The organism is Pelomonas sp. V22 (genome assembly GCF_030014915.1).
In the GTDB taxonomy this organism is placed as follows: Bacteria; Pseudomonadota; Gammaproteobacteria; order Burkholderiales; family Burkholderiaceae_C; genus JAUASW01.
Window position 1 is genome coordinate 119,687 of the sequence record NZ_JAGIXS010000002.1, and the last position, 15,157, is coordinate 134,843.

The 15,157-nt window shown below is 65.3% G+C and carries 20 protein-coding genes; 17 read left to right on the forward strand and 3 right to left on the reverse strand.

Going from position 1 to position 15,157, the window contains the following annotated elements:
- The first annotated feature begins 12 nt into the window (after positions 1 to 12).
- From J7U46_RS09785 to J7U46_RS09820, 8 genes are all read left to right on the forward strand, one after another.
- The gene (locus J7U46_RS09785) at positions 13 to 324 is read left to right on the forward strand and encodes a hypothetical protein (RefSeq protein WP_282825267.1); all 312 of its coding nucleotides are present in this window, start codon (positions 13 to 15) and stop codon (positions 322 to 324) included.
- A gap of 7 nt (positions 325 to 331) precedes the next feature.
- Positions 332 to 883 carry a hypothetical protein gene (locus J7U46_RS09790; RefSeq protein WP_282825268.1) on the forward strand — a complete coding sequence of 184 codons (552 nt, stop codon included), beginning with the start codon at positions 332 to 334 and terminating at the stop codon, positions 881 to 883.
- Positions 884 to 948: 65 nt separating this feature from the next.
- Positions 949 to 1,353: a hypothetical protein gene (locus J7U46_RS09795; protein WP_282825269.1), complete on the forward strand. Its 405-nt coding sequence runs from the start codon at positions 949 to 951 to the stop codon at positions 1,351 to 1,353.
- A 55-nt stretch (positions 1,354 to 1,408) separates the two neighbouring features.
- Positions 1,409 to 2,050 (forward strand): hypothetical protein, encoded by a 642-nt coding sequence (locus J7U46_RS09800; protein ID WP_282825271.1) that lies wholly within the window; start codon positions 1,409 to 1,411, stop codon positions 2,048 to 2,050.
- Positions 2,051 to 2,073: 23 nt separating this feature from the next.
- Positions 2,074 to 2,238: a hypothetical protein gene (locus J7U46_RS09805; protein WP_282825273.1), complete on the forward strand. Its 165-nt coding sequence runs from the start codon at positions 2,074 to 2,076 to the stop codon at positions 2,236 to 2,238.
- Positions 2,235 to 2,702, forward strand: coding sequence for a hypothetical protein (locus J7U46_RS09810; protein WP_282825275.1), 468 nt, complete (start codon positions 2,235 to 2,237; stop codon positions 2,700 to 2,702). The genes J7U46_RS09805 and J7U46_RS09810 overlap by 4 nt, the downstream gene beginning before the upstream one ends.
- Positions 2,699 to 2,923 (forward strand): excisionase, encoded by a 225-nt coding sequence (locus J7U46_RS09815; protein ID WP_282825276.1) that lies wholly within the window; start codon positions 2,699 to 2,701, stop codon positions 2,921 to 2,923. Before J7U46_RS09810 ends, J7U46_RS09815 begins: the two co-directional genes overlap by 4 nt.
- A complete protein-coding gene (locus J7U46_RS09820; protein ID WP_282825279.1) occupies positions 2,920 to 3,987 on the forward strand; it encodes a tyrosine-type recombinase/integrase in 1,068 nt (355 codons plus the stop codon). The genes J7U46_RS09815 and J7U46_RS09820 overlap by 4 nt, the downstream gene beginning before the upstream one ends.
- 6 nt (positions 3,988 to 3,993) lie before the next feature.
- On the opposite strand, the gene J7U46_RS09825 is transcribed toward J7U46_RS09820, so the two are convergent.
- Positions 3,994 to 4,119, reverse strand: a complete 126-nt coding sequence (locus J7U46_RS09825; RefSeq protein WP_282825281.1) for a hypothetical protein — start codon at positions 4,117 to 4,119, stop codon at positions 3,994 to 3,996.
- Positions 4,120 to 6,219, reverse strand: a complete 2,100-nt coding sequence (gene uvrB / locus J7U46_RS09830) for an excinuclease ABC subunit UvrB (protein ID WP_282825283.1) — start codon at positions 6,217 to 6,219, stop codon at positions 4,120 to 4,122.
- 173 nt (positions 6,220 to 6,392) lie between these two features.
- Between uvrB and J7U46_RS09835 the strand changes: the two genes are divergently transcribed.
- The 8 genes from J7U46_RS09835 (at position 6,393) to J7U46_RS09870 (ending at position 12,523) form a co-directional block, all read left to right on the forward strand.
- Entirely contained in the window at positions 6,393 to 7,595 is a 1,203-nt protein-coding gene (locus J7U46_RS09835; RefSeq protein ID WP_282825285.1) for an amino acid aminotransferase, read from the forward strand.
- Positions 7,596 to 7,752: 157 nt separating this feature from the next.
- Positions 7,753 to 9,060, forward strand: a complete 1,308-nt coding sequence (gene phaZ / locus J7U46_RS09840; protein ID WP_282825287.1) for a polyhydroxyalkanoate depolymerase — start codon at positions 7,753 to 7,755, stop codon at positions 9,058 to 9,060.
- Positions 9,057 to 9,731, forward strand: coding sequence for an electron transport complex subunit RsxB (gene rsxB, locus J7U46_RS09845; protein WP_282825289.1), 675 nt, complete (start codon positions 9,057 to 9,059; stop codon positions 9,729 to 9,731). The genes phaZ and rsxB overlap by 4 nt, the downstream gene beginning before the upstream one ends.
- A gap of 4 nt (positions 9,732 to 9,735) precedes the next feature.
- The gene (nth, locus tag J7U46_RS09850) at positions 9,736 to 10,395 is read left to right on the forward strand and encodes an endonuclease III (protein ID WP_282825290.1); all 660 of its coding nucleotides are present in this window, start codon (positions 9,736 to 9,738) and stop codon (positions 10,393 to 10,395) included.
- A 49-nt stretch (positions 10,396 to 10,444) separates the two neighbouring features.
- Positions 10,445 to 10,660, forward strand: a complete 216-nt coding sequence (gene zapB, locus J7U46_RS09855; RefSeq protein ID WP_282825292.1) for a cell division protein ZapB — start codon at positions 10,445 to 10,447, stop codon at positions 10,658 to 10,660.
- A gap of 1 nt (position 10,661) precedes the next feature.
- A complete protein-coding gene (locus J7U46_RS09860) occupies positions 10,662 to 11,003 on the forward strand; it encodes a cell division protein ZapA (protein WP_282825294.1) in 342 nt (113 codons plus the stop codon).
- Positions 11,004 to 11,267: 264 nt separating this feature from the next.
- A complete protein-coding gene (locus tag J7U46_RS09865; RefSeq protein WP_282825296.1) occupies positions 11,268 to 11,714 on the forward strand; it encodes an EVE domain-containing protein in 447 nt (148 codons plus the stop codon).
- The gene (locus tag J7U46_RS09870; protein ID WP_282825298.1) at positions 11,714 to 12,523 is read left to right on the forward strand and encodes a sulfite exporter TauE/SafE family protein; all 810 of its coding nucleotides are present in this window, start codon (positions 11,714 to 11,716) and stop codon (positions 12,521 to 12,523) included. Before J7U46_RS09865 ends, J7U46_RS09870 begins: the two co-directional genes overlap by 1 nt.
- 9 nt (positions 12,524 to 12,532) lie before the next feature.
- On the opposite strand, the gene J7U46_RS09875 is transcribed toward J7U46_RS09870, so the two are convergent.
- Positions 12,533 to 13,567 carry a GGDEF domain-containing protein gene (locus J7U46_RS09875; RefSeq protein ID WP_282825300.1) on the reverse strand — a complete coding sequence of 345 codons (1,035 nt, stop codon included), beginning with the start codon at positions 13,565 to 13,567 and terminating at the stop codon, positions 12,533 to 12,535.
- Between the two features lie 305 nt (positions 13,568 to 13,872).
- Here J7U46_RS09875 and J7U46_RS09880 point away from each other — a divergent pair, with 305 nt between their 5' ends.
- Positions 13,873 to 15,084, forward strand: a complete 1,212-nt coding sequence (locus J7U46_RS09880; RefSeq protein ID WP_282825302.1) for an NAD(P)/FAD-dependent oxidoreductase — start codon at positions 13,873 to 13,875, stop codon at positions 15,082 to 15,084.
- The last annotated feature ends 73 nt before the right edge of the window (positions 15,085 to 15,157 follow it).

Sequence of the window (15,157 nt, forward strand, 5' to 3'; positions counted from 1 at the left end):
GAGCACAACACCATGACCACTACCAGCAGCACTCGCCCGTGGGGGCGTGCGGACCTGATGGCGACGGCCGCAGTGCGTTACTGCCTGGGCCGTTCCTCCTACATCGTCGGTGACTGCGTGGACTGGCTCATCGAGCAGCAGCACGCTATCGAGCCGGCCACTCTCAAGATCATCGTTCGTGACATCCGCGAAGCCGTGCAGCGGGACGAAGAAGCCCGCGAGCGCGGCGATCAGTGCCTACCGCTTGGCATGGACATGGACCGGAGCGAGTGGGAGCGCGCCTTGCGCAGCATCGACAACCCAATCCCTGCCGGTCGCACATAGGAAAACCATGACCACCACACCCGAAGCACTGACCCTGGGAGGCCTGATGGCAATGCGCCTTCCGCGCGATGCCGAAGAGTGTCGCCTGACCATCCGCATTGAGAACCCTGGAGGCCTGACCGCGCACCAGACCGTCGATGTGGTGTCAGCGCAGTTCGGCTTCGACTGGGAAGCGCGGCAGCTCGTGCTGACGCCAAGCCGCCCTATGTCGGCCATGAGCGCCCAAGACCTTGAAGACCTGCGCAAGAGCGCCCGCGCCGGCCAGTCGTGGCACGCCTACCAAGCGCACAAGCGGCACAGCGACGAGAAGGACGCACTGCAAGCAAAGCTCACCGCAGTGGAGGCAGAGCGTGAACAGCTACGCGCAGAGGTGGAAGCGCTGCGCGGCCTGAAACCGGAGGTTCCTCCCCGGCCGCCGCACAACAACGACGCCAGCTACCAGCACCACGCGCTGCCGCGCTATGGCCTGCGCTGGAACGGGCCAGGCCAGCCCGTGTCTGTGCCGATGGACGACGGCTACTGGACGCCGTTCCACCTGGCACTTGAAGCCGCTGTCTGATTCCCATCCCCCATTGCCGCACATCGGCACAACCCCGGCCAACAGGCCATTCCAAGGAGATTTCAATGATGCACGTCGGTTCCGGTATCCGCGACGAATGGAAGTTCACCTACACCGCCAGCAAACTGGCCGAGGGCGCCCGTGCGCAGAAGGCGTTCCGCGAGTCGCGTGCAGCCTGGTGGACGGAGCAAAAGGCCAAGGTGATGACCGAGATTCGTGAGTCCGGCGTCAGTGTCAACGAGAGCGTGGCGGCCCAGGTTGCCAACTACGCGACCAGCGCCATGCAAGGCCCGCAGGTCACGATCAATGCCGACCTGACGCGCAAGCTCGCCGAGTGCCACGCCAAGATCGGCACGCATACCCAGGCTGTGGCTGAGTACGACGGCTGGGTGCAGGTTCTGGAGGCCAACGCCGAAAGCCGCCTGGAGCTGACCCAGGCCGACTGGCTCTACTTCTTCGGCAAGGCCTGACGGCAAACGGGCGGCCCTGTGGTCGCCCACTTCCCATCCCCTGCACCCGTACATCATGACCAAAGAACGCCCCATCCTTTTCAGCGGCCCGATGGTCCGCGCCATCCTGGCCGGCACGAAGACGCAGACGCGGCGAGTTCTGAAGCAGGCAACCGGCCCGAGCCTCAGCGTTGACTGCAGCGACAACGGCGTGGCCGAACTGTCATGGCTGTGGGGCGATGGCCCAGGCTACGACGTGAACGAAACGATCAAGCACGTGCCGTGCCCCTACGGTCAGCCCGGCGACCGGCTGTGGGTGCGCGAATGCTGGGCTCGCGACGACGAGGACGGAGCGTTGATGTACCGCGCCGACCTTGGCCTAGGTGGGTCTGCTGACGACTGGGAGCGCAACCGCCTGGACGGCGTGCCGCGATTCCGCTGGCGTCCCAGCATCCACATGCCCCGCTGGGCCAGCCGCATCACCCTGGGGGTGGCCGGCGTGCGCGTGGAACGACTGCAGGGCATCAGCAAAACCGACGCGCTGGCCGAGGGCATCGTGCAGCTCAAGGACGGTGGCTACGGCCTTCCGGCCGGCGAGCACTACCACTCGGCAGACCCGCGCCAGAGCTACCTGAGCTTGTGGGAGGCCATCAACGGCCCGGGCAGCGTCGAGGCGAATCCCTGGGTCTGGTGCGTCGAGTTCGCACGCACGGCCTGAAATCCAAGCCCCTGCCGACGAACATGAACGAACAACCCCAACCAACCCGATTCGAGCCGGTGCCAGCGATGCCCATCGTTGTCCTTAGCCACGGCAAAGATGAATGCAAGGTGCTTGTCGCTGGCGAGGTGTTTGCTGGCGGCACGCTGAGAGCAGCTATTGAATTAGCACAGAAAGGGAAGCAATGACACAAGCGGACCAACTGGCTAGAGCGCTGGAGCAGATTCTCTCTGTCGAAACTCAGTTTGATGCAGCTGCGGCAGAACAGCAGGCACGCGAAGCCCTCGCCGCTTATCGTGCGCAGGCAACTACTACCGGAGCTGCTACTACCGGAGCTGCGGTACTACCGGAGCAGGCTGTGGCCTATGGATTCGAGTCTGGACTTGTGCAGCTATTGAACGAGGCGCGCTGCCATTCCGCGAGGACCGTTGGAAATCGTGAGCTTGCTGCCAGGATCATCGAGTACATGAAGCCATACGCCTCCACTCACCGTGTAGCGCATCCGCAGACGCCTGAGCAGATCGAAGCACTAGCCCACCGCATAGCCTGGCGCTACAAGAAATCCAGCGACCCGCACCACTCGGACACCTACACGTTCAACAAGGACGCGTTGATTCAGTTCGCTGCCGCCATTGGCAAGGAGAAGGTATGAGCAGCCCGAAGATCCTTCTGTCAGAGTGGGCCGCTACCAACTACAACCCCGCACCCTCGATGTGGACGCTGCGGCAGTGGGTGCGCGATGGCCAGATCTATCCGCCGCCCGAGAAGGTCGGCCGGGCCTACTATGTGGCCAAGGACGCGCGCCGCACCGTCAACGATGGGCCGCGCCTGTCTCTGGTCCAGCGCCTTGAACTGGAGAGCCGCCGCGCATGAACGCAGCCCGTCGATCAGCCAGGAAGCGTGATTGGCCGCGCGGGCTCTATGAGCCTCGGCCGGGCTACTTCACCTGGCGGCATCCGACAACCGGAAAGACGCATGCAATCGGCGCGGTTCCGCTGGCAGTCGCTCGAAATGAGGCGCTGGCAGCCAATCAGTTTGTGGCCGATCAGAAGCCGTCGCTGGTCGCGCGCCTAGAAGGCGTCGAGACTTGCACCGTAGCCGAACTGACGAAGAGGCTTCCGGTGTCCGAAAAGGCGAACACCGCGAAGGCAGCCAGGTCTCTCGACAAACGAATCAACGCTTTCATGGGTGATCGGGCCTGCGATGCGGTGACGACCAAGCTCTGCGCGGATTTGATCGACGCGGTTCTGGCTGAGGGCAAGGAACGGCTCGCCCAGGCCGTGCGCTCGCGCCTGGTGTCAATCTTCAACTTCGGTATCACCAAGGGCCTGCTGGACAGCAACCCGGCCGACCCGACTGCGCGTCCTGACGCCACGGTCAAGCGCGGCCGGCTGACGCTTGAGCAGTTCAAGGCGATCTATGCAGAGGCGCCCAAGGTGGCGGAATGGCTGCAGCAGGCAATGATGTTCGCGCTGGTGACTGGAGCCGACCGGGCGACTATTGCAAGCACGCCGCGCGACTGCATCAAAGACGGCTGCATGCTTGTCAGGCGAGTGAAGACAGGAGCGCTGATCGGCATCCCGCTCGATCTTCGCCTGGAGGCGGTTGGAGTGTCAGTCCGTGACGTGGCAAAGCACCGCACCGGTGTGATCAGCCCGCTTCTGCTTCATCACGTCAGCCAATGGGGAAATGCGCCGACAGGATCGAAGGTGCACCCAGACCGGATCAGCCACGCATTCACGGACGCGCGCAAGCTAGCCAAGATCCCCGACGAGGGCGCACCAACCTTTCACGAAATCCGCAGCCTCTGCAAGCGCCTCTACACCCAGCAGGGCGGGGTCGATACGAAGGCTCTGCTCGGACATGCCGACGAGAAAACGGCAGCGATCTACGCCGACCCGCGAGGGATTGAACCGATCTACGTCAAGGTCGGATGAGCGCCGTCAAGTGAACAGGAAGTGAACAGGAAGTGAACGCTCATAGGGGCGAGGTGTGTTGCCCGAGCACACCATCAGAACGCTGATCTTGGCCTTGCGGCCCAGCACGCGGTCTAGCAGGGGCTTGATCACTCAGCGGTTTCCTTTGGCAGCCTCGATGGGCACGATATTGTCGTGCACGGCCGCGCCGAAGGCCTGCTCGCGCAGTTGGGCCAGTTGGTCGCGCACGCGGGCGGCCTGCTCGAACTCGAGGTTGCGGGCATGCTCCAGCATCTTCTTCTCGAGCTGGACGATGCGCTTGCTCAGGTCCTTCTCTGACAGCTCCTCCACCTGGGCCGCCGCGATCAGCTTGTGGTCATCGCGGCCCGGCTTGTCGGAATAAACCCCCTCGATCAGCTCCTTGATGCGCTTTTGCACACCACGCGGCGTGATGCCGTGCTCGGTGTTGAAGGCGATCTGCTTGTTGCGCCGCCGCTCTGTCTCATCCATGGCCTTGCGCATGGAATCGGTGACGCGGTCGGCATAGAGGATGGCACGGCCTTTCAGGTTGCGCGCCGCCCGGCCAATCGTCTGGATCAGGCTGCGCTCGGAGCGCAGGAAGCCTTCCTTGTCGGCATCCAGGATGGCGACCAAGGAGACCTCGGGAATGTCCAGGCCTTCCCGCAGGAGGTTGATGCCGACCAGCACGTCGAAGGTGCCGAGGCGCAGGTCGCGCAGGATCTCGACCCGCTCCACCGTGTCCACGTCCGAATGCAGGTAGCGCACCTTGACGCCGTTGTCGCTCAGGTAGTCGGTCAGCTGCTCGGCCATGCGCTTGGTCAGCGTGGTGATCAAGACGCGCTCACTGGCTTCGACGCGCAGGCGGATCTCCTGCAGCACGTCGTCCACCTGGTGCGTGGCCGGACGCACCTCGACCTCGGGGTCCACAAGGCCGGTCGGCCGCACGACCTGCTCCACCACCTGGCCGGCGTTCTCCTTCTCATAGTTGGAGGGCGTGGCCGAGACGAAGATAGCCTGGCGCATCTTGCGCTCGAACTCCTCGAACTTCAGCGGCCGGTTGTCCAGCGCCGAGGGCAGGCGGAAACCGTATTCCACCAGCGTGGTCTTGCGCGAGCGGTCGCCGTTGTACATGGCGCCGAACTGGCCCAGGGTCACATGGCTTTCGTCGACAAACATCAGGGCGTCTGGCGGCAGGTAGTCCACCAGGGTCGGCGGCGGGTCGCCCGGCGCGGCGCCGGACAAGTGCCGCGAGTAGTTCTCGATGCCCTTGCAGTGGCCCACCTCCTGCAGCATCTCCAGGTCGAAGCGTGTGCGCTGCTCGATGCGCTGAGCCTCGACCAGCTTGCCTTCCTTGACGAAGAAGCCCAGGCGCTCGCGCAGCTCTTCCTTGATGGCCTCGGCCGCCGCCAGCACGCGTTCGCGTGGCGTCACGTAATGGCTGCTCGGATAGACGGTGAAGCGCGGAATCTTCTGGCGGATCTGGCCGGTCAGCGGGTCGAACAGCGACATGCCCTCGACCTCGTCGTCGAACAGCTCGATGCGCAAGGCCAGCTCCGAATGCTCGGCCGGGAACACGTCGATGGTGTCGCCGCGCACGCGGAAAGCGCCCCGGCTGAACTCCATCTCGTTGCGCGTGTACTGCATGCGTATCAGCTGGGCGATCACGTCGCGCTGGCCCATCTTGTCGCCCACCCGCAGCGTCATGACCATCTGGTGGTAGTCGCTCGGATTGCCGATGCCGTAGATCGCCGACACGGAGGCCACGATCACCACGTCGCGCCGCTCCAGGAGGCTCTTGGTGCAGGACAGGCGCAGTTGCTCGATCTGCTCGTTGATCGCGCTGTCCTTCTCGATGAACATGTCCCGCTGCGGCACGTAGGCCTCGGGCTGGTAGTAGTCGTAGTAGCTGACGAAGTACTCGACGGCATTGTTCGGGAAGAACTCGCGGAACTCGCTGTAGAGCTGGGCCGCCAGCGTCTTGTTGTGGGCGAAGACGATGGCTGGCCGCCCCATGCGGGCGATCACATTGGCCATGGTGTAGGTCTTGCCCGAGCCGGTCACGCCGAGCAGGGTCTGGAAACTCAGGCCGTCATTGATGCCTTCGCACAAGGCCGCGATGGCCGTGGGCTGGTCGCCGCCCGGCGGAAAAGGCTGGAACAGCTGGAACGGGGAGCCTTCGAAGCTGACGAACTCGCCCTTCGGCGTGTCAATGGCTCCCTCTGAAACGGGCATGGCGGCAGTCGCTTTTTGCATCGGGAATTCCCTGAGCTGCCATCCCGCCGCCGCCTAGAATCGGCGTCGCTGGCGTTGGCAGCCAACAGCCCGACAGCGTAGCGCAGTCAAACCGCCCGCGCCGCGCCGCCAGTCAAGCCCTCATGCCACCGTTCTGTCAGGAAAGAGCTCCCATGTCCTTGTTCTCCGCCGTCGCCATGGCCCCGCGTGACCCCATCCTGGGCCTCAACGAGCAGTTCAATGCCGACACCAACCCGGCCAAGGTCAATCTGGGCGTGGGCGTCTACTACGACGAGAACGGCAAGCTGCCCCTGCTGCGCTGCGTGGCCGAGGCCGAGGCCGGCATGCAGGCCGCTCCCAAGGCACGCGGCTACCTGCCCATCGACGGCATCGCCGCCTATGACAAGGCCGTGCAGGCCCTGGTCTTCGGTGCCGACAGCGAGATCCTGAAGGCTGGCCGCGTGGCCACGGTGCAGGCCATCGGTGGCACCGGCGGCCTGAAGATCGGCGCCGACTTCCTGCAGAAGCTGAACCCCGCCGCCAAGGTCCTGATCTCCGACCCGAGCTGGGAGAACCACCGCGCGCTGTTCACCAACGCCGGCTTCACGGTCGAGACCTATCCCTACTACGACGCAGAGAACCGCGGCATCAACGTCGCAGGCATGCTGGCCGCGCTGAGCGCCGCGCCGGCCGGCACCGTCGTCGTGCTTCACGCCTGCTGCCACAACCCGACCGGCTACGACCTGACGCCCGCCCAGTGGGAGCAGGTGGTCGCCGCCGTCAAGGCACGCGGCCTGGTGGCCTTCCTGGACATGGCCTACCAGGGCTTTGGCGAAGGCATTGCCGAAGACGGCGCCGTCATCCAGCAGTTCTTGGCCGCCGGCCTCGATTTCTTCGTCTCGACCAGCTTTTCCAAGAGCTTCTCCCTCTATGGCGAGCGCGTCGGCGCCTTGAGCGTGGTCTGCGCCTCGGCCGACGAGACCGCCAAGGTGCTGAGCCAGCTGAAGATCGTGATCCGCACCAACTACTCCAACCCGCCGACCCACGGTGCGCAAGTCGTCGCCACCGTGCTGGGCACGCCTGCCCTGCGTTCGATGTGGGAAGAGGAACTGGCCGGCATGCGCGTGCGCATCAAGGCCATGCGCGGCGCCCTGGTTGCGGCGCTGAAGGCTGCCGGCGTCACGGCCGACCTGGAGTTCGTCACCCGCCAGAAGGGCATGTTCAGCTACTCGGGCTTGAACGCCGCCCAGATGCAGCGCCTGCGCAGCGAGTTCGGCATCTATGGCGTGGACTCGGGCCGCATCTGCGTCGCTGCTCTCAACGAGAAGAACCTGCCGGCCGTGGCAGCGGCCATGGCCACTGTGATGCGCGGCTGATACCGACCCATCCCCGCACGATGGATGTGCGGAAAGCGCCATTTTTTGGCGCGGAAGCCCCGATCTGGGGCTGAAACCCCGGATTGGTGCTGATGCTGCATTGCACAAATTGAGGCAAGATAGGGCCTTCGCTGCCCTGCCTCAAAGGTCCTCGCCCATGCTGTACCAGCTCTTCGAAACCCAGCGCGCCCTCTTGAGCCCCTTCTCGGAGTTCGCGGCCGCCTCGGCCAAGCTCTACAGCCACCCGCTGTCGCCATTCACGCACACGCCTATGGCGCAGCGCGTCTCCGCCGGCCTCGACCTGATGCACCGGCTGGCCAAGGAGTACGAGAAGCCTGAATTCGACATCCGCAGTGTCGAGGTCGATGGCGTGGAAGTGGCCGTGCAGGAGCTGGTGCCGATCACCAAACCCTTCTGCCGCCTGCTGCGCTTCAAGCGCTACACCGACGACGTGGCTGTGCTGTCCAAGATGAAGGACCAGCCGACCGTCCTGGTCGTGGCGCCGCTGTCGGGCCACCATTCGACGCTGCTGCGCGAGACGGTGCGCACGCTCTTGAAGGACCACAAGGTCTACATCACCGACTGGACCGATGCGCGCATGGTGCCGACCGAGGTGGGCCCCTTCCATCTGGACGACTACATCGCCTACGTGCAGGAATTCATCCGCCACGTGGGCCCGAATTCCCATGTGATGTCGGTCTGCCAGCCCACCGTGCCGGTGCTGGCAGCGATCTCCCTGATGGCCTCGAACGGCGAGCAGACGCCGATCACCATGACCATGATGGGCGGCCCCATCGACGCTCGCAAGAGCCCGACGGCCGTCAACAACCTGGCGATGAACAAGAGCCACAGCTGGTTCGAGAACAACGTCATCTTCCGCGTGCCGACCAACTTCCCGGGCGCCGGCCGCCAGGTCTACCCCGGCTTCCTGCAGCACACCGGCTTCGTGGCGATGAACCCCGACCGCCACCTCAGCTCGCACTACGACTACTTCCTGGACCTGGTGCGCGGCGACGGCGACAGCGCTGACGCCCACCGTCAGTTCTACGACGAGTACAACGCCGTGCTGGACATGCCGGCCGAGTACTACCTCGACACCATCAAGACCGTGTTCCAGGACTTCGCCCTCGTGAACGGCACCTGGGAAGTCAATGGCCAGCTGGTGCGCCCGCAGGACATCAAGACCACGGCCCTGCTGACGGTGGAAGGCGAGCTGGACGACATCTCCGGCGCCGGCCAGACCCGTGCCGCGCATGACCTCTGCGAAGGTATTCCCAAGGGCCATCAGTTCCACTACGACGCCATCGGCGCCGGCCACTACGGCATCTTCTCGGGCCGCCGCTGGCGCGAGAAGGTCTACCCCGAGGTGCGCGAGTTCATCGCCAAGTACCAGGCCAAGCCGCTGAGCCCGGTCGCCAAGACGAGCACCCCAGCCAATCGCGGCCGAAAGCCCGCCACTCGATGACTTCGACAGCCCCGGACGAGCTGGCGAACCTGGTTCAGCAGCTCGACCAGGCGCTGCCGCAGACCCAGTGCACGCGCTGCGGCTATCCCGATTGCCGCCGCTATGCAGAGGCCATCGCTGCGGGCGAGGCCCAGATCAATCAATGCCCGCCCGGTGGTGATGAAGGCGTGCGCCGGCTCGCCCTGTTGACCGGCAAGCCGGTCCTCGCGCTCAATCCAGACAACGGCATCGAGGCCACGCGGGCGCTGGCCGTCATCGACGAAAGCTGGTGCATTGGCTGCACGTTGTGCATCAAGGCCTGCCCGGTGGACTGCGTCGTCGGTGCACCCAAGCAAATGCATGTGATCGTTGCGGATCAATGCACCGGCTGCGAGCTTTGCCTGCCCGCTTGCCCGGTCGATTGCATCTCCATGGTCGAGGTCAGCGAAGGCCGCACAGCCTGGGATGCCTGGAGCCAGCCGCAAGCCAATGAGGCCCGCCAGCGCTACCAGTTCCACCAACTGCGCGTGGCCCGCAGCGAGGAAGAGAACGAAGAGCGCCTGCGCCTGAAGGCCGAGGCCAAGCTGGCCGATGTCGCGGCCGCTTCCAAACACACGGACCCCAAGATCCTGGACGCCAAGCGCGCTGTCATCGAAGCCGCCCTGGCGCGCGCCCGCGCTCGCGCAAAATGAGGGCATGAACCCTCAGCAGATCGGCGAGTTCTTCGCCATCCTCCAGCAGGCCAACCCCGCACCGCAGACCGAGCTCGAATACGCCAGCGTGTTCGAGCTGCTGGCCGCCGTGCTGCTGTCGGCCCAGGCCACCGACGTCGGCGTCAACAAGGCCACGCGCAGGTTGTTCCCGGTGGCCAACACGCCGGCCAAGATCCTGGCGCTCGGCGTCGAAGGCCTGGCCGAGTACATCCGTACCATCGGCCTCTATCACACCAAGGCCAAGAACCTGCACGAGACCTGCCGCATCCTGCTCGAGCAGCATGGTGGCCAGGTGCCACGCAGACGTGAGGCGCTCGAAGCCCTGCCCGGCGTCGGCCGCAAGACTGCTAATGTGGTGCTGAATGTGGCCTTTGGCGAACCGACGATGGCGGTGGACACGCACATCTTCCGCGTCTCCAACATCACGGGCCTGGCGCCCGGCAAGAACGTGCTGGCGGTCGAGCAAGGCCTGCTCAAGCGCATCCCGGCGGAGTACCTGGTTGATGCCCATCACTGGCTGATCCTGCATGGCCGCTACGTCTGCCAGGCACGCCGGCCGCAGTGCGAGCGTTGTGCCGTTGCCAACTGTTGCGATCACGGCCGCGCGCTCGCTGCCAAGCACGCGCAGGCGGCTGCGGCCTGACGCCTACAATCAGCCGCCCGCGCCGTCCTCCACTCATCCAGCCACGCCCATGCCAAGCATGACCGATCTTCTCGACCGTGTAGAGCGGCTGCTGCTGCGCCACGACGAGCTCAAGCGCACCAACACCTTGCTGCAAGAACAGGTGCAGGCCCTGAGCCAGGAACGCGACAGCCTGCGTTCGCGCCTGGGCGCGGCCCGCTCGCGCATCGATGCTCTGCTGGAGCGCCTGCCTGTTGAAACCACCGAACCCGGGAAGAACAGCTGATATGAAGCAGATGGAAGTCACCATCATGGGCCAGAGCTATCTGCTCGGCTGCCCCGAGGGCGGTGCCGAGACCCTGGGCCGCGCGGTCGCCCAGGTGGACCGCGAGATGTGTGCGATCCGCGATGCCGGCAAGATCAAGGCGCGCGAGCGCATTGCCGTCCTGGCGGCGCTGAATCTGGCCTATCAACTGGCCGAGCAAGCCAGCAAACCGGCGGCCGCGCCCAAGCTTGCGACGCCTGCCAATGCTGCTTCCGCTGCCACACCAGATCTGCCCGAGACCGAGCTTGAAGCGCTGATGCAGCGCCTCGATGCGGCCCTCGCGGAAGACGGCCAACTGCTCTGAGGAGCTGGTTCGCCGCGCGTAGAATCTGCAGCGTCCATCGCGTTCGCGTGAGTCTTATATTTCCTTGACCGATGCTCTATGAGCATGGGCTTGGAACATCGCCCAGTTGGTGTGATCGTCTCGCGTCAGATGAACCCGAAGCTCGGCTGACCTCGCCCACCTGAATCCCCGGGTTCAGGAATGCGGCTCATGGCTCGCGGTGGACACCTTTTTCCTGCCTTCCAACCCACCGACCCAGCGAGGCACGCGGTGAACTATTGGTTGATGAAGTCCGAACCCGAAGAGTGCTCGATCGACGAGCTGGCCGCCGCACCGGGCCAGACCGTCCCCTGGATTGGCGTGCGCAATTACCAGGCCCGCAATTTCATGCGCGATGGCATGGAGGTCGGTGACGGCGTGCTGTTCTATCACTCGTCCTGCCCGCAGCCCGGCATCGCCGGCCTGGCCGAGGTGGCCAGCACGGCCTACCCGGACGCCAGTCAGTTCGACAAGAACAGCCCCTACTACGATCCCAAGGCCAAGCCCGAGGAGCCGCGCTGGCTGCATGTGGACGTGAAGCTACGCCAGAAGACCCGGCTGCTCGGCCTTCCCGAGATGAAGGCCGCGCCCAAGCTCGCGACGATGCGCACGCTGGCGCCCGGCAACCGCCTCTCGATCACGCCGGTGAGCCCGCAGGAATGGGCCGAGGTTTGCCGGCTGCTGGGCGTCTGATGGACGCCGTGCTGTTTGCTGAACTGCTGGGCCTCGGCCTGGTCTCGGGCTTTCTCGCCGGCCTGCTCGGCATTGGGGGCGGCATGCTGATGGTGCCGCTGCTGACCGCCCTGCTCTCGCAGCGCGGCGTTGGCGCCGACATGTCGGTCAAGATGGCCATCGCCACCTCGATGGCGACCATCATGTTCACCTCGCTGTCCAGTGTGCGCGCCCATCACAAGCTCGGCGCGGTGCGCTGGGACATCGTGCGCCACATGGCGCCGGGCATCCTGGTGGGCGGCCTCGCAGCCGGCGCCGGCGTGTTCGCCCTGGTCAAGGGCGCCGCGCTCGCCTTGATCTTTGCGGCCTTCGTGAGCTTCTCCGGCTTGCAGATGCTGCGCGACAAGAAGCCCTCACCGACCCGGCAGTTGCCCGAGCGCGCTGGCCTCGTAGGTGTGGGCTCGGGCATTGGCTTGCTCTCTGGCTTGGTCGGCGCCGGCGGCGGCTTTGTGTCGGTGCCCTTCATGACCTGGTGCAACGTGCCCATGCACATGGCCGTGGCCACCAGCGCGGCCCTGGGCTTTCCGATTGCCCTGGCCAATACCTTTGGCTATCTGCTGGGCGGCTGGGAGCTGGAGCCGGCTTTGCCCGGAGCACTGGGCTATCTGTACCTGCCGGCCTTGGCTGTGATCGCCACGGCCAGCGTGCTGATGGCACCACTGGGCGCTCGCGCGGCCCATGCCATGGATGTGAAGCAGCTCAAGCGCGCCTTTGCAGGCCTCTTGTTCCTGCTGGCCGGCTACATGCTCTGGAAGGGCCTGACCGGCTGAAGCGACGCCTCAGGGCAAGACGGCGAACGGAATCGAAGCCAGCACCACCTGGTTGCCGCCCCGGCGCTGCGCCTCTTGCACGGCAGCTTCACTGGCCGTCACCAGGTCTTCCTGCTTGGAAGCGGTGTGCGGGAAGCTGGCAACGCCCAGCGACAGCGACAGACCCAGGTCCTGGCCGTTGAGCACCACGATCTGCGCCATGCACTGCCGGCGCAGTTGCTCCATCCGCGCATGAGCCGTCGCCAGGCCCACGCCCGACAGCAACACCGCAAAGCGCTGCTCGCCCACACGGCAGGCCGCATCCATAGCCCGGGTATTGGCGCGCAGCATGCGGCCCACACCTTCGAGCATGCGCTGCTCGGCCTCGGCGCCCAGCTCGGCGAGCTTGGCCGGCGAGGCGTCCAATGCAATCATCACCAGGGCGAATTCACGGTGTTCGCGGGTCGAGAGGTCGATCTCGCGTAGCAACTGGTCGTCAAACTGGGCGCGCAGATAAAGGCCTGAGACATCGTCACGGCCACTGCCTTGCTGAAGCTCGCGTCGCAGTTGCTCCAGCGCTTTCTGCTGCTGCTCGATCTGCTGCAGGGCGCGTTGCAGGTGGCTCTCACGGTGGCGCTCTTCGGTGCGCTCCACCCACAGCGACATCACGAACTCGCTACCCACTGGCGCCCGCGTGACCGTGAACTCGCGCCGGCGGCCGCCCAGTTCCAGCTTGTGCTCGCTCAGCACCGCGCTCCGCTGGGCCATCACGGCCTGCTCGACGCGCCGCATGGCCACGACTTCGTCGGCTCGCATCAGGTCGTTGTCCGTGCATCCCACCACGCCGGTTTCGCGACTGAACAGCGCATCCAGCCCGGGGCTGGCGTAGACATAGCGGCCATTCGCAAGCGATTTGACGGCAACCAGGCTGCCTTGCGGCTCGACAAGGCTCAGCAGCCGCTGGGCGGCCTCCTGGTCGGCCACGGCCAAGGCGCTCAGCCATTGGCCGAACGGGCCGATGGGCAGAGGCGTGGTCGCGCCTGGCGCGGAAGCTGATGTGTCCATGAACCCTCGAGGTCGGCGACCCGCCAGGCATGTCCTGCGGATCGGCAAAGTTTCTCTGCACGAGCCAGTGTCGAACGAATGTAGGGGCGGCCACCCTGCACCATCAAGTGCCGCATGCCGCCAACCCGCCACGCCCCCCTAGCTTGCTCGGCCGGGATCGTAGCCACATTCGAGCGCTCAACCACTCGTTGTCGCCCGATGTTCGCACCGAAATGTCGCCTCACAGCCGAGGAAAAGCACCCGTCTGAGGGGGCTAACCCGGTCCACCGGGCCAGCATCAGCGGCTAAGCGACAATCCTCGCCCCATGCAGAGTTTCGATTTGACCGTTGTTGGTGCCGGCGCTGCCGGCCTTTTTTGTGCTGGCGTCGCGGGCCAGCTCGGCTTGCGTGTGCTGCTGATCGACCATGCGGACAAGCTCGCCGAGAAGATTCGGATCTCCGGCGGCGGCCGCTGCAATTTCACCAACCGCGAAGCCACGCCAGCCAACTTCCTCTCAGAGAACCCGAATTTCTGCCGCTCGGCCCTGGCGCGCTACACGCCGCGCGACTTCATCGAGCTGGTGCAGCGCCACGGCATCGCCTTCCATGAGAAGCACAAGGGCCAGCTGTTCTGCGATGACTCCAGCGAGCAGATCATCCAAATGCTGCTGCGCGAATGCGAGGCGGGCGGCGTCGAACGCTGGCAGCCTTGCACGGTGGCCGACCTGCGGCCGGCTGCGGCCGGCGGTTTCGAGATCGACACCTCCCGGGGCCAGGTCTTGAGCCGGCGCGTCGTCATCGCCACCGGTGGCCTTTCCATCCCCAAGATCGGCGCCAGCGACTGGGGCCTGCGCCTCGCACAGCGCTTCGGTCATCGCATCGTCGAGCCCCGCCCCGCCTTGGTGCCGCTCACTTTTGCGCCAGAAGACTGGGCACCGTTTGCCGAACTGGCCGGCCTGTCGCTGCCGGTCGAGCTGAGCTGCGGCCAGGGCAAGGCCAAGGGGCGTTTCCTGGAAGACCTGCTCTTCACCCATCGCGGCCTGAGCGGCCCGGCCATCCTGCAGATCTCCAGCTACTGGACCGAAGGTCAGGACCTGCAGCTGGACCTGGCGCCCGATGCCGACCTGGTGGCCGGCCTCCGCGAGCTCAAGACCAACTCGCGCCGCCACCTCGGCAATGAACTGGCCAGCCTCTTGCCCCAGCGCCTCGCCCAGGCGTGGATAGAACGGCTGAAACTGGACGCCGCCCGCCCGCTGCCCGAATGCAAGGACAAAGACTTGCAGGCCCTTGGCGAATCGCTGAAGCGCTGGACTTTGAAGCCCAATGGCAGCGAAGGCTGGCGCAAGGCCGAGGTGATGCGCGGCGGCGTGGATACCAAGGAGCTGAGCTCCCAAACTCTGGAAAGCCAGCGCGTGCCAGGCCTGCATTTCATCGGTGAAGTGGTCGACGTGACCGGCTGGCTCGGCGGCTACAACTTCCAGTGGGCCTGGGCCAGTGCCGCCGCCTGCGCGCGCTCGATGGCGGCAGCTCCTGTTTGAATTCCCAGGCGCACTTTGGCAATTGTTTGATTTTCAGGCTACAATCGCTGTCTTTGCTGGCAAAACCCTGCGC